The sequence below is a fragment of the Hydromonas duriensis genome (assembly GCF_004363775.1).
Lineage (GTDB): Bacteria > Pseudomonadota > Gammaproteobacteria > Burkholderiales > Burkholderiaceae > Hydromonas > Hydromonas duriensis.
The window spans coordinates 25,955-39,396 of sequence record NZ_SNZE01000008.1 but is presented as its reverse complement, the minus strand read 5'-3'; the positions used below and the strand labels follow the sequence as shown (position 1 = coordinate 39,396).

11 protein-coding genes and 1 tRNA gene are annotated in these 13,442 nt (G+C 46.3%); 6 read left to right on the top strand and 6 right to left on the bottom strand.

Annotated features, from left to right (window positions below):
- Positions 1-11 precede the first annotated feature (11 nt).
- From DFR44_RS05095 to folD, 4 genes are all read right to left on the bottom strand, one after another.
- Positions 12-605 (bottom strand): LysE/ArgO family amino acid transporter, encoded by a 594-nt coding sequence (locus tag DFR44_RS05095; protein ID WP_342774561.1) that lies wholly within the window; start codon positions 603-605, stop codon positions 12-14.
- A 2-nt stretch (positions 606-607) separates the two neighbouring features.
- Positions 608-1,636, bottom strand: coding sequence for a CDP-6-deoxy-delta-3,4-glucoseen reductase (locus DFR44_RS05090; RefSeq protein WP_133619705.1), 1,029 nt, complete (start codon positions 1,634-1,636; stop codon positions 608-610).
- Positions 1,637-1,759: 123 nt separating this feature from the next.
- A complete protein-coding gene (locus DFR44_RS05085) occupies positions 1,760-2,092 on the bottom strand; it encodes a DUF3579 domain-containing protein (protein WP_133619703.1) in 333 nt (110 codons plus the stop codon).
- A 328-nt stretch (positions 2,093-2,420) separates the two neighbouring features.
- Positions 2,421-3,266 (bottom strand): bifunctional methylenetetrahydrofolate dehydrogenase/methenyltetrahydrofolate cyclohydrolase FolD, encoded by an 846-nt coding sequence (gene folD / locus DFR44_RS05080; protein WP_133619701.1) that lies wholly within the window; start codon positions 3,264-3,266, stop codon positions 2,421-2,423.
- 206 nt (positions 3,267-3,472) lie between these two features.
- Here folD and DFR44_RS05075 point away from each other — a divergent pair, with 206 nt between their 5' ends.
- The gene (locus DFR44_RS05075; RefSeq protein ID WP_133619699.1) at positions 3,473-4,978 is read left to right on the top strand and encodes a D-alanyl-D-alanine carboxypeptidase/D-alanyl-D-alanine-endopeptidase; all 1,506 of its coding nucleotides are present in this window, start codon (positions 3,473-3,475) and stop codon (positions 4,976-4,978) included.
- Between the two features lie 59 nt (positions 4,979-5,037).
- Here the strand turns inward: DFR44_RS05075 and DFR44_RS05070 are convergent, their stop codons facing one another.
- Positions 5,038-5,613, bottom strand: a complete 576-nt coding sequence (locus tag DFR44_RS05070) for a hypothetical protein (RefSeq protein ID WP_133619697.1) — start codon at positions 5,611-5,613, stop codon at positions 5,038-5,040.
- Positions 5,614-5,900: 287 nt separating this feature from the next.
- Here DFR44_RS05070 and DFR44_RS05065 point away from each other — a divergent pair, with 287 nt between their 5' ends.
- A complete protein-coding gene (locus DFR44_RS05065; RefSeq protein WP_133619695.1) occupies positions 5,901-7,388 on the top strand; it encodes a hypothetical protein in 1,488 nt (495 codons plus the stop codon).
- Between the two features lie 708 nt (positions 7,389-8,096).
- Here the strand turns inward: DFR44_RS05065 and DFR44_RS05060 are convergent.
- Positions 8,097-8,173, bottom strand: a tRNA-Pro gene (locus DFR44_RS05060).
- Between the two features lie 187 nt (positions 8,174-8,360).
- Here DFR44_RS05060 and uvrC point away from each other — a divergent pair.
- The 4 genes from uvrC to pstS all read left to right on the top strand — a co-directional run bounded on the left by uvrC (position 8,361) and on the right by pstS (position 13,426).
- A complete protein-coding gene (gene uvrC, locus DFR44_RS05055; RefSeq protein ID WP_133619693.1) occupies positions 8,361-10,235 on the top strand; it encodes an excinuclease ABC subunit UvrC in 1,875 nt (624 codons plus the stop codon).
- Positions 10,236-10,349: 114 nt separating this feature from the next.
- Positions 10,350-10,919: a CDP-diacylglycerol--glycerol-3-phosphate 3-phosphatidyltransferase gene (gene pgsA, locus DFR44_RS05050; protein ID WP_133619691.1), complete on the top strand. Its 570-nt coding sequence runs from the start codon at positions 10,350-10,352 to the stop codon at positions 10,917-10,919.
- Positions 10,920-10,978: 59 nt separating this feature from the next.
- Positions 10,979-12,196: a radical SAM family heme chaperone HemW gene (hemW, locus tag DFR44_RS05045; RefSeq protein WP_133619689.1), complete on the top strand. Its 1,218-nt coding sequence runs from the start codon at positions 10,979-10,981 to the stop codon at positions 12,194-12,196.
- Between the two features lie 162 nt (positions 12,197-12,358).
- The gene (pstS, locus tag DFR44_RS05040) at positions 12,359-13,426 is read left to right on the top strand and encodes a phosphate ABC transporter substrate-binding protein PstS (protein ID WP_133619687.1); all 1,068 of its coding nucleotides are present in this window, start codon (positions 12,359-12,361) and stop codon (positions 13,424-13,426) included.
- The last annotated feature ends 16 nt before the right edge of the window (positions 13,427-13,442 follow it).

The following is a 13,442-nucleotide window of genomic DNA, read 5'->3' as shown; positions in this document are numbered from 1 at the left end:
AGAACCATATTTTATAAGCGATGCTCCACATGATGATGCCAATCAATACTTCTAAAACAAGCCATGTGCGGTTTTTGGCAAATAAAGGACTCAGAAAAGCGTGCGCCAAAGCCAAGTGTCAAAAACCAAATAAATGAGGCACTGGCAGCCCCTAGAGCAAAATAGAATTGATGGGGTTGGTATTGCACGCTTAAACCGCCAATCAAGACAAAGGTGTCTAAATAAACATGCGGATTGAGCAGCGTGAAGCCTAAACAGGTCAGAACGGCGGTTCTAAAAGAAACGTGCTGTAGCAGTGGTGATTGTGTTGACGGTTGCGCGTGGCGGAAAGCGTTTAAAAAGGCGCGAGCACCATAAAACAAAAGAAAACTCACGCCAACATAACGAATGGCGGTGAGTGCCCAAGTATATTGGGCAAAGGTTGCACCAGCAAAACTAACCCCAAGAAATATCAGCACCGCATCCATACTGGCGCATAATAAAACGACGGGCAAAACATGCTGGCGCAATAAACCAAGCTTTAAAACAAATGCATTTTGTGCGCCGATGGGGACAATCAAACCCAGCCCCATCAAAAAACCCGCCAGCATGATATTAAAAGACACGACTATTTGACCTTATCAGCCGCGCTTAAGAATGCATCTGAATAAAAAGAAGTTTCAGGCAGGCCGCATGTGTTGGTAAAGGCCTCATGAGCCGAGCGCACCATCACGGGCACACCGCAGGCGTACACATCATGTTGTGATAGGTCGGGATAATCCGCGACAACGGCCTCATGGACAAACCCTGTTCGGCCTTGCCAAGCATCTTCGGGTAAAGCGTCTGAAACGACGGGAGTGTACTTGAAGTTTGGAATGGTGCGAGTCCATTCCTGTGCCAGCTCATTTAAATACAAGTCATGCGGACGACGAACGCCCCAGTATAAGTGGATAGGGCGCACAAGGTACTTCGCTTGCATTTCTTCAATAATCGCCTTCAACGGAGCGAAGCCAGTGCCTGATGCGATAAAAATACAAGGCGAGCCTGTTTTTTCGTTGAATACAAATGTACCCAAAGGGCCTTCTATGCGCAGAATGTCGCGCTCTTTCATGGATGAAAACAACTGATCCGTGAATACGCCGCCTGGCATGTGTCGAATATGTAACTCAAGAACTTTATCGGTTAAACGAGGTGCGCATGCCATCGAATAGCTGCGGCGTGTGCCATCACGTAAAATGAAGTCAATGTATTGACCGCCACGATACTCAAACACATCATTAGCAGGTAACTGCAACTCAACCAGCATGATATCGCCTGCTTCAGTCGCACGTTTCATCGAAATGATGCGAGTGGGGAGTTTTTTGATGGGATATTGCCCTGCTGCGATGACGCGCGCTTCAACCGAAACATCTGAATTAACGGTTGTATGGCACAGTAGTGCGAGTTGATGGGCTTTTTCCTCCTCTGAGAGGGCATTACTGGCTTCAAAATGATTGATGTCGCCTGATACGATTTTGCTTTTGCAAGAGCCGCATGCGCCATCTTTACAGCCATAGGGCAAAATCACATTGGCGCGCAAAGCTGCATCAAGGATGGTTTCGTTCGGTTCGATAGGGAAAGTACTGTTAGAAGGTAAAACGGTGATGGTATGGGTCATGATGTCAAGTCAAGGCTAAAAATAGGTTCAATTGTACCATTGACAGACATAAAACACAGGTTTAGCGAGCTTTAGGCTGTAAAAAAACTGCACCATGTGCAGTTTTTTGTAAGTCTATGCAATTTATGCACCAAAGGAAACGCCATCCGATGATGTCTGGTCGGCGCGAGCGTCAATGGTTTGTAAATGATTGCTTTCGGCAAAATCGAGGAAGAACTTATATGCAACGGGTAACTCGGATTCCAAGTCAGTATTAACCACTACGCATTTAATCCCTTGGATGCTGATAGGGCGCACATAATGCGAATACGTTAAATGTCCATAGTGACTGTTGTCATCTTCAAAGCATTTCATGACCCCGCATAGGCGTTCTGCCCAATCACTGGGGCGGAATTGCTTGCCGTCCTGCGTCATGCCGCGAATAATCAGTTCATTATTTGTAGAGGTGGTGCTCATGGGATTGCTTCCATCGTCTTCGTAAGGCGCTAGTGTAACGGAAAAGTCATTTATTTGAAAGTGACAAGCGCGTTACATAAACTTTTTAAATACAAATTAAATGCCAATTGATTAAAAAAATACGTATTTTCGATTGATTTTGAATAAAATTTTTAATGTTAAAACCTGAAAATACCGCTCTATCTGTCACTATTTTTCGGCATCGATGTGAAAATTGCATTCCATTTAGAGGTGGGCAGTTTATCTGTCACTATTTTGGCGCAAGAAATGCCGATTGAATATCGATAGATTTGTAAAAAACGCAAGGTGATTAACCTTGCGCTTGTCGTTACAGTTTTTCTGCTGCTTCTAAAGTATTCATTAACAACATGGTGATGGTCATGGGGCCAACGCCACCAGGGACTGGGCTGATTGCCCCTGCAACTTGCGCGACGCTGTCAAAATCCACATCACCACAAAGTTTCCCATTGTCATCACGGTTGATGCCAACGTCAATCACGGTTGCACCTGCTTGAATCATATCGCCCGTAATCATTTTCGCTCGACCCACTGCAGCAATTACGATGTCTGCTTGGCGCGTATGATGAGCAAGGTCGCGTGTTTTGGAGTTGCATAATGTGACGGTTGCGCCTGCTTGTAACAGCATCATGGCCATAGGTTTGCCAACGATATTTGACGCACCCACAATGACGGCGTGTGCGCCGCGGATGGGCGTTTGATTGTATTCAAGCATTTTCATCACGCCGTATGGTGTGCACGCGCGTAAGCGCGGCTGACCTGTCATTAACGCGCCTGCGTTGATGAGGTGAAAACCATCAACATCCTTGTCGGGTGAAATCGCTTCAAGTACGGCATGTTCGTTAATGTGCGGCGGTAACGGCAGCTGCACTAAAATGCCATGAATGTCCGCATCGTGATTTAATGATTCAATCCGAGCAAGTAAGGCCGATTCTGTTAAGTCGGCGGGGTATTGCTCCAAAACTGAGTGCATGCCCACTGTGCCGCATGCCTTTACTTTGTTGCTCACGTAAACATGAGAGGCTGGGTTGTCGCCTACCAAAATAACGGCTAAGCCTGGATGAATGCCGCGTTTTGTCAGTGCGGTGACGCGCGATTTAATTTCAAGTTGTGTGGCAGCAGCAATTGATTTGCCGTCAATAATGGTTGCGCTCATGAGGGGTCTTATTTAAGTGGAGTGCTACGGTGATGGAAAACGCCATTGTACAAAAAACATTTAAAAAACGGCAGGTTTTTAGGTCACAGCGCGTAAATAGTGTAAAAATGTGCGCTTTTTTAACGGTTGACTAAAATAGGTTGCGCATTGTGTCGTTTACACTAAAAAAATCAGTTGTATCTTTGTTTCTGCTTGCTTCCGCTTCGATGTTTACATCCTTTGGCTCTTTAGCTTTGGCTCAAAGTTTAGCCGAGGAGGGGGCTTCCCCATCGCCATGCTGTGCGATGATGAGTGATACTTCGAAAGATACTTCGTTTGACTACATGGCAGCTTTGGCACAATCTGCGATTCCGAAAAATGCCGCTAGCTTTTTTGTGCAAGCGGTTAATCAGCCCAGTCCTTTAGTCGCCATCAATGTCAAACGTCCGCAAAATCCTGGTTCAGTCATTAAAATGATTACCAGTTTTATTGCGCTGAAAACCTATGGGGCGGATTATCGCTGGACGACTTCATTTTTGAGTGAAGGTCGGCCTGATGCCAACGGCGTATTGCATGAACCGTTGTACCTCAAAGGCAGCGGCGACCCGCAATTGGTCATCGAAAAAATCGATGAGCTGACGCAAAATTTAACGAAAGCGGGGGTTAAGCAAATTGATGCGCCGATTCTGATTGACCGCAGTATTTTTAAAGATGAAAAACAAGATGCGGCGAGCTTTGATGGTGAGCCTGATATGCCCTATAACGCACAACCTGACGCTGCATTGATGAACTACAGGGCGTTGAATTTTCAATTTGAACCGAGCACAAAGCAAGTGACGCTAGTCCCTTGGCTGCTTGGTTACGCATTGCATAATAACGTGCAATGGGTTGACGGGCCGTGCCCAAACGGGGGTTGGAAAAGCACCCTCAGTTTAAATGTCAATGATACGGGGGCGAACATTGGCGGCCGATATTACAGCGGTTGCGGTGTGCAAAGCTGGCATTTTCACGCCCACCGCATGAGTGCAAATGATTATGCACGTGGCGTGCTCGCTGGATTGATGTCGTCTGCGGACGGTTTATCTGCTTCAATACCTTCGCGCGGAAATATTTTAGACAGCGCAACCTCGCCTACACCTGCTCGCCCTGTTTGGACACAACCTCAAGTCTTGGATGGCAAAACGCCGCACAATGCACAAGTTCTTGCCAGCGTGCAATCCGCTCCCCTTGCAGAAGAGTTACGTGACATGAACCATTTTTCAAACAATGTGATGGCGAGACAAATTTACTTGAGCTTCTCGGTCAAAGAGAAACAGCAGGGTAATTTGCCCGAGAGCGAAGCCTTTGTTCATCGTCAATTGGCTGCGCAAGGTTTGACGCTCAAATCATTGCACATGGGCAATGGTTCAGGTTTGTCACGCATCAATCAGGTCAGCGCATCAGACTTAGGCAAAATGCTCATCAAATCCAGTAGTGATGAGGCTTTTGTCAATAGCTTGGCGCGTTTGGGCATTGAAGGCACGGTCAAAAACCGCCTTAAAGACACAGACATGGTTGGGCGAGCCCGCTTGAAAACAGGTACGTTAAATGATGTCCGAGCAATCGCAGGCTATGTTGATGGTAAAAGTGGTACGCGCTATGTCGTGGTCAGTATCATCCAAGACATCAACGCCCAAACGCCAGCAGGTAAACGTGTACATGATGTGTTTTTGCAATGGGTGGGCGCACAGTAAAAAATCGACTCAAGGCGCAACCCGCTCAGATAAAGCCCAATCGCCCATCTTTTCTTTAATTAAGGTTTTGAAATACACTGAAACGCAGGTATAAGTTGCGGTGTAACATCAACAGGTGTTGAATAGGGCGCATCAGCCGTGCCAAGGTCTCGCATTGTAATGTTCGCCATTAAGTTACGTCCTTCTTGCGCCACACCCACCACGTAATGATGCCCCGCTTTAGGCGTGAACACCATAGGCATGATGTCAGCACGGGCATATACAGGCTCTTGCTCAGGTGCTAAAAACCCATTGCCGCGTGAGTACCAACGCGTCGTGTAGCCTATCAATACATCTTTAACCCCAGAAGCGACAAAAGGTTTATCGGCTTCAATCGGAACGCGATATTCGTTTGGAGAATCGGCAACGGCATGTGAAGCATAACCCATGCTATACACATCTTTTCGGCCATAATAAGAGCGCGGTTGGCAAGTGCTGTTGGTGATGAGCTGCATGTCTTCGTCGCGAACACCGTAATAACTGATGGTCGCGGTAGCCACACCAGAAGGAATAACGGGGGGCGTGTAATGTAAACCCGCACAAGCACTGAGTAACAGGCTGGTAGCTAGGCACGTGGCGCGAGAAAGTGTATTCATGATTAAGCCTCCTAAGTCAAGCGAAACATTCTAAATCAAGTCGGGTAGCCACGTTTAATGCGAGTGGCTTTTTAAATATGTACAGTCCCCAAATCTTAGTCAACTCACTTGTCTGCTTGTATAGGCGTGGTCATGGGACAACTTGCCGAAGCAAAAAATATGAGATAAAACGATGTGCGACAAGTAAATGGCAATGATAATATGTTGAAAATAATGTAAAGCCATACATTTAAGCCCGTCATCAACGTAACCTTCAAAAAAAAACTAACTCAAGGATTCTCTATCCCATGCACCCGTTGGACAAGTTTACGCCAGAAGTCGCCGCATTATTAGAAGAGTTAAGGTCAAGCAATGGTCTATACTTAAAAGGAGAGGCCTTACAGCAATTCCGCCAGTACGTTGGCGAATGGTTGCACCGATACGCCTCAGTGCGCAATGCGCGTTGTTTAACGGTTGGCAGCATACAAAATGTTAGGCAAAAACATCAATTCATCTGCCAAAATCATCATGAATTTGAACTAAATGTTCCCAGCTTAAGTGCGGGCATATGGTGTCACGCCTGCTTTGTTGAAAACCGCAAAGACAGCCTAGATGTAATAAACGCTTTTGTCGCCAAGCGAGGAGGGCGTTGCCTTGCCACACGATACATTACATCAGAAACCAAATACACATTTGAATGCAGCAAAGGACATCAGTGGACAGCCACATGGAACGCCATTAAAAGAGGCGGATGGTGTCGCACATGTTTTGCAGACAACTTACGAGGCAATCTTGAAGAGATTCACCAGTTTGTCGCTCAGTTTGGTTGGCGTTGCCACAGCACCCAATACATCAACGCATCCACCCACTACGATTTTGAATGTCAGCACGGTCACCGCTGGTCAGCAAAATGGGGCAATATCAAACAATTAAAAGGCTGCCCAGAATGTCATCGCCTCACACAAATCAACAGTTTTGAAACCATATTGGAGCGAATACATGCCAAAGGCGGAGTGTGTTTAAGCCCCGCCAGCGAGTACCGCAACAGCCATTCCAAGCTCAAAGTAAGGTGCGCCCGAGGGCATGAATTTTTACGTGGTGTCCAAGGTTTATCTGCTGGCAAATGGTGTCAACAATGCGCAATTGAAGACATGCGTAAATACACCATCACCGATTTACAGCAATACGCCGCCAAACAGCGAGGACAATGTTTGTCTCAAACGTTCATCAGCACCAACCACGAGTATGATTGGAAGTGCGAGTTTGGGCATGTGTTCAAACGCAATTGGGCGTATGTTCAAGAACAATGGTGTTCAGAATGCTTTCATCAAAATCAACGCATTAAATCATGGGAAAGAGTCAATGATATTGTCAACGACAAAAATGGAACATGTGTTGATAGCATAGAATCATTCAAAGATAGCCGTTCAGAATTGTGGGTGCGATGCAGTAACGGGCATCATTTCAGCACCACATCCACAAATTTAGAAGTTGGGATGTGGTGTCCTAAATGCTACCACGCAAGCTTACGCAAAAATAGCATCGTCAATTTACATCACTTCGCGCAAAAGAAAGGTGGCAAATGCCATAGCCAAAGATACACTAATGGTGATCACAAATACGAATGGGAATGCATAGAAGGTCACAGATGGTCCGCAGGCTGGTTTAACGTTCAGAAACTCAAAGAATGGTGCCCGACCTGCCGAGCCGTCGCAATGAAAGCACAAAAAAAAGAAACCCTTCGTCGGCAACGCGCAAAAAAACAACCTCATAAGACCAAAAAGGGACGATGGTAGTAACTGAAAAGAGTCATTGCGGGCTTGCCCCGCAATCTCCATTTATTGGAGCAGCCGTGTCGAGCACAGCATGACGAGATTGAATCAGTCAGCGGTTTGTTTATGAAAATCACCATCACGGTTTGAAGAATTCGAACGCTCTTAAATCGGGGCGGCAACTGAAAAGAGTCATTGCGGGCTTGTCCCGCAATCTCCATTTATAGGAGAAGCCGTGTCGAGCACAGCATGACGAGATTGAATCGGTCAGCGGATTGTTTATGAAAATCACCATCACGGTTTGAAGAGCTTGAACGCTCTTAAATCGGGGCGACAACTGAAAAGAGTCATTGCGGGCTTGACCCGCAATCTCCGTTTATTGGAGATGCCGTGTCGAGCACGGCATGACGAGATTGAATTAGTCAGCGGTTTGTTTATGAAAATCACCATCATGGTTTGAAGAGTTCGAATGGTCTTAAATTGAAGCGACAACTGAAATTAGTAAAACGCACAAAGGGTCTTGGCGTTGGCTTGGTGAATTGGTGAGTGTGTTGTTATGTTTTTGTAGTGCAATAAACCTTGCCAAGTAGTGCAAAAAATGCATGAGCTACAGAAGTGACAGTTGCACCATCCCGTTGAACTGTGCAGGGGGGGGGATTCAGTGGGTGGAAAGAAAACGAGGAAAAATAAAAAAGGCCTTACAGCTAATAAACTGTAAGGCCTTGATTTTATTGGTCGGAACGGTGGGATTCGAACTCACGACCCCTTGCACCCCATGCAAGTGCGCTACCAGGCTGCGCTACGCCCCGAGAACGCATATTATAGCGTTTTTTTATTTTAAAGCAAGATGTCTGGTGACTCTATTGGGAGCTATTTTTTTACAGCATCCTATTTTTGTTTAATTTTTTGATTGAAGCACAGTATCATTGTGCTGTTTGATGTTTTGTCGCTCAAACATACTCAATCATTTTAATCCGTTCAATACCTATATTTAACATGTCTGACCAAACTCCGTCTTCCGATCATTCTCAATTTGACTCTGCTGCCTTTGTCGCGACACTGCCGCATCTGCCGGGGGTGTATCGACACATTGGTGAGAATGATGTGGTGTTGTATGTTGGCAAGGCGCGTGACTTGAAAAAGCGAGTGACCAGTTATTTTCAAAAGACGATGTCGATGAGTCCGCGTATCGCGTTGATGGTGAGTAAGATTGTGCGGGTAGATGTGACGGTGACACGTACAGAAACAGAGGCGTTGTTGCTTGAGAATAATCTTATTAAAACGCTTGCGCCTCGTTATAACATTTTGTTTAGGGATGATAAGTCTTATCCATATCTAAAAATGACGGCGCATGCGTTTCCGCGAATTGTTTATTATCGTGGGGCGGTGGATAAGAAGCATCAATATTTTGGTCCTTTTCCAAATGGTTATGCGGTGAAGGAAAGTATTAAACTACTGCAAAAAATCTTTCGTTTACGCACTTGTGATGAGTCGGTGTTTCGTAATCGTTCGCGGCCGTGTATGTTGCACCAAATTGGTCGTTGCAGTGCGCCTTGCGTCAAGCTGGTGAGCGAGGCGGATTATGCGGCGGACGTTGCGGCGAGTGTTAAGTTTTTGCGTGGCGAGTCGGATGCTGTGTTGCAAGAGTTGCAGGGCAAGATGATGGTGGCATCGGCCGCGTTGAATTTTGAGCAGGCGGCGTTATTCCGCGACAAAATTGCGGCACTGTCTAATATGATGACTCAGCAAGCGGTCGAAAGTCGTGGTGACAATACGGATGCCGATGTGATTGCAGTTGCTTCGTCGGATGCGCGTTATTGTGTGAACTTGGCGATGGTTCGAGGTGGACGGCATTTGGGTGACAAGGCTTTTTTTCCTCAACATACGCAAGATTGTTCGCCGCAAGATGTGGTGGACGCTTTTGTATTGCAACATTACTTGGATGATGACGCGCCGCGCATTGTCATTAGCGATGTTTTACCGAGCGATGAAGCTCAAGATGCTTTACAAGAAGCGTTAAGCCGAAAAATTATCTGGGTGAAGCAGCCGCAGGGGCAACGAAAAATTTGGTTGACGATGGCGCAACAAAATGCACAGCAGGCTTTGTCGCGCCGCATGCAAGAGTCGTCTAGCGCAAAATTGCGCACATTGGATTTGGCGAAAACGTTGGGTATCGAAGTGGTTGAGGGGGAGGATACACTTGAACGGTTGCGCATTGAGTGCTTTGACATCAGTCATCACTCAGGTGAGGCTACGCAAGCATCGTGTGTGGTCTATCACCATCATGCCATGCAAAATGGTGAGTATCGCCGTTATAAGATTGTGGACGTGACGGCGGGTGATGATTATGCCGCTATGAAACAGGTGTTGATGCGTCGTTACGAAAAAATTGCGGTGGGTGAGGGTGTTCTGCCTGATGTGGTTTTGGTCGATGGCGGTAAGGGTCAAATTTCGATGGCGAAGGAAGTCTTTGACGAACTTGGATTGGACACGCGGTTGTTGGTCGGTGTGGCGAAAGGTGAGGGGCGTAAAACGGGTTTGGAGACATTAATCTTTGCCGATGGACGCGCACCCATAAAGTTAGGTAAACTATCACCTGCATTGATGTTGATTGCGCAGGTGCGTGATGAAGCGCATCGGTTTGCGATTACGGGCATGAGAGCGGCTCGGGCAAAAACTCGAAATGTCTCGCGTTTGGAAGAAATGGAAGGCATCGGTGCAAAGCGAAGAGCTGCATTGTTGCAACGTTTTGGCGGCTTGGCTGGCGTAAAAAACGCAAGCATCGAGGATTTAATGCAAGTGTCGGGCATCTCTGAGCGTTTGGCGCAGGAGATTTATAAGCAGTTGCATGAAGATGCCGTATTAGACTGATAAATTAGACTGATAAATTAGATTGATAAATTGGAATTGTCGAGATTAAAAAGGTTAATTTAAATATAACCTCGCTCATTGATTTGAAAATTAAAGAAAGTAAAACGAGACCTTATGCCAACCAATATCCCTATTTTACTCACATGGGCGCGCGTGATTGCCATTCCCTTGTTGGTGGCGATTTATTATGCGCCTTTTGGTGGTTTTACTGATGGTGCGCGAGATGTTTTGGCGACTGGATTATTTATTTTAGCCGCCGTGACCGATTGGCTCGATGGTTATTTGGCGCGTCGTTGGAATCAAACCAGCGCGTTTGGCGCGTTTCTTGACCCAGTGGCCGATAAATTGTTGGTGGCCGCCTGTTTAATTGTATTGGTGCACAATGCGCGCGCCCACGGTTTAATTGCCTTAATTATTATTGGACGTGAAATTACTATTTCTGCGTTGCGTGAGTGGATGTCGGCGATTGGTGCGCGGGCGGCGGTGGCGGTGAATAATTTGGGTAAATATAAAACGGCGGCGCAAATGGTGGCGTTGCCAATGCTGTTGTTCAATGGTGTTCTTTTTGGTATTGACACGCGTTTTTGGGGGACGATTTTGTTGTATGTCGCAGCGATTTTGACGGTGGTGTCGATGGTGGTGTATTTGAGAGCGGCTTGGCCGACGATAAAAGAGCATGCGTAACCAGATGCAGATAAAGATGATTCATGAACATGAATTTAAATGAGTTAATGGGTTAATTAATGAGTCAAACCATTCAGTTTTATCCTAAAAAAACAGTTCTTACCCATAGCAAAGCGGTCAATTTGACCGCTTTGCCGCCTTTGGCGTTGTACATTCATGTGCCGTGGTGTGTGAAAAAATGCCCGTATTGTGATTTCAATTCACACGAGTTGAAAAATGATGTGAGCGATATTGAAGCAGATTATGTCAATGCACTTTTAGTTGATTTGGAGCATGCTTTGCCGCTCGTGTGGGGGCGGCGATTGGTCAGTATTTTTATTGGCGGCGGAACGCCAAGCGTGTTGTCGGTGCATGCCATTGAACGTTTGCTTTCGGGCGTAAGGGCACGCCTGCCTTTTGTCTCGGATATTGAAATTACGATGGAGGCAAATCCAGGCACTTTAGACAATGCCAAGTTAAAGGGTTTTCGAGATGCGGGCGTGAACCGTATTTCACTGGGGGTGCAGAGTTTTGATGATGGCTTATTAAAGCGCATTGGACGGATTCATAGCGGTGCGCAAGCGCGAGCAGCTTTAGACACCGCGTATCAGTTGTTTGATAAGGTTAATTTGGACATCATGTTTGCTTTGCCAGAGCAAACTTTAGAGCAGTTGCAAAGTGATGTGCGGACGGCGCTCACGTATGCGCCAACACATTTGTCCTACTATCACATGACCATTGAGCCCAACACGTATTTTCATCGTTATCCACCGAAAGTACCAGATGATGAACTTGCATTGGATATGCAGGCGTTCATTGAACAAGCGTTAGAAGATTCAGGCATGCGTCATTATGAGGTGTCGGCTTATGCCAAAGCGGGGCATGAGTCGCATCACAATACGAATTACTGGCAGTTCGGCGATTACGTGGGTATTGGCGCTGGTGCGCATAGCAAAATCAGCGCGCATGATGGGATTATTCGCCAAGCCCGTTACAAACATCCGCAGCGTTATTTAGACGCGGTTGCTCAGGGTGATGCGGTGGAAACGTTTGAGCAATTGAGCGCACAGGCGTTACCTTTTGAGTTTATGCTCAATGCATTGCGTTTGAGAGATGGGGTGACAGTGGCTGATTTTTATGCCTCAACGGGATTGGGCTTGATGGATTTGCAGCCTGCCCTTGAAAAGGCACAAGCCCAAGGTCTGATGGAGAAGCAAGCTGATGTTTTGCGAGTCACAGATTTGGGTTGGCGGTTTTTAAGTGATGTTCAAACTTTGTTTTTAAACGATTCGCCTTAAATCCGTTGTGTTGCAAAGTTATTGCAAAATTGTTTACAAAACGGTTGCTTTTATATCCATGTCACAAACTTGTCACACAACTTTCGTATAGTGACGATGTTTTAAAGGGGTAAGCCCTGAACATTTAATGTGTGAGTTGGATGACTCTTTTGGAGAAAAGCAATGCGTTTAAAATTTTTGATGACAAGCTTAGTAGCGGCGACTTTATTGACGGCGTGTGGTGGAAAAACCGACCAAAAAGCAGAAGCAGGCTCAGCAAAAGCTCAAGCGGGTATCAATGGTGCAGGTTCATCGTTTATCGCGCCGTTGTTTGGTAAATGGGCGTCCGAATTTAATAAAGTCAGTGGCGTACAAATTAACTACCAGTCAGTCGGTTCAGGTGCTGGCATTGACCAAATTAAGAAAAAAACAGTGGACTTTGGCGCAACAGACGCACCGATGAAAGCGGATGAGTTGGCGGCGTCGGGTTTGGTGCAATTCCCATCGGCAATTGGCGGTGTGGTTGCCGTATATAACATCAAAAACTTGGGTAATCAGCCTTTGGTGTTTAACGGTCAGGTTTTGGGTGACATCTACACGGGTAAAATTAAAAAATGGAATGACCCTGCGATTGTTGCATTGAATAAAACCGCTCAACTACCAGACATGGACATTAAAGTGGTGCGTCGTGCCGATGGTTCGGGCACATCGTATTTATTCACAGAGTATTTATCTAAAACCAATACCGATTGGGCGAAATTAGGCGCTAGTAAAGAGCCTAAGTGGATGGAAGGTTCTATCGGTGGTAAGGGCAATGATGGCGTTGCGGCCAATGTTAAGCAGTTTGATGGCGCGATTGGTTACGTCGAGTACGCGTATGCCAAGAAAAACGGCATGGCGGCCGCCTCTTTGATGAATAAGGATGGCAAGATTGTTGCACCTTCTGCCGAGACGTTTGCTTCTGCTGCGGCTAAAGCCGATTGGAATGTGCCGGGTATGGCGGCCTCTTTGACGAATGCTGCGGGCGAAAAATCATGGCCGATTGCAGGTACTGCCTTTGTTTTGATGTATGCAAAACCTGAAAATATTGCCAATTCGACTCAAGTTTTGAAGTTCTTGGACTGGGGCTACACATCGGGTCAAGCACAAGCAAGTGAGTTGGAATACATTCCTTTGCCAGCAGAAGTGGTGACTTTGGTTAAAGCCGAATGGAAAAAAATCACCGATGCTTCGGGTAAACCTTTGATGTAAGTGAATTGAATAATGG

Coding starts and splice junctions, on each gene's coding strand:
- DFR44_RS05065 (WP_133619695.1), top strand. CDS start 5,901: ATGCACCCGTTGGACAAGTTTACGCCAGAAGTCGCCGCATTATTAGAA.
- pstS (WP_133619687.1), top strand. CDS start 12,359: ATGCGTTTAAAATTTTTGATGACAAGCTTAGTAGCGGCGACTTTATTG.
- DFR44_RS05090 (WP_133619705.1), bottom strand. CDS start 1,636: ATGACCCATACCATCACCGTTTTACCTTCTAACAGTACTTTCCCTATC.
- DFR44_RS05075 (WP_133619699.1), top strand. CDS start 3,473: ATGTTTACATCCTTTGGCTCTTTAGCTTTGGCTCAAAGTTTAGCCGAG.
- folD (WP_133619701.1), bottom strand. CDS start 3,266: ATGAGCGCAACCATTATTGACGGCAAATCAATTGCTGCTGCCACACAA.
- uvrC (WP_133619693.1), top strand. CDS start 8,361: ATGTCTGACCAAACTCCGTCTTCCGATCATTCTCAATTTGACTCTGCT.
- DFR44_RS05085 (WP_133619703.1), bottom strand. CDS start 2,092: ATGAGCACCACCTCTACAAATAATGAACTGATTATTCGCGGCATGACG.
- DFR44_RS05070 (WP_133619697.1), bottom strand. CDS start 5,613: ATGAATACACTTTCTCGCGCCACGTGCCTAGCTACCAGCCTGTTACTC.
- pgsA (WP_133619691.1), top strand. CDS start 10,350: ATGCCAACCAATATCCCTATTTTACTCACATGGGCGCGCGTGATTGCC.
- hemW (WP_133619689.1), top strand. CDS start 10,979: ATGAGTCAAACCATTCAGTTTTATCCTAAAAAAACAGTTCTTACCCAT.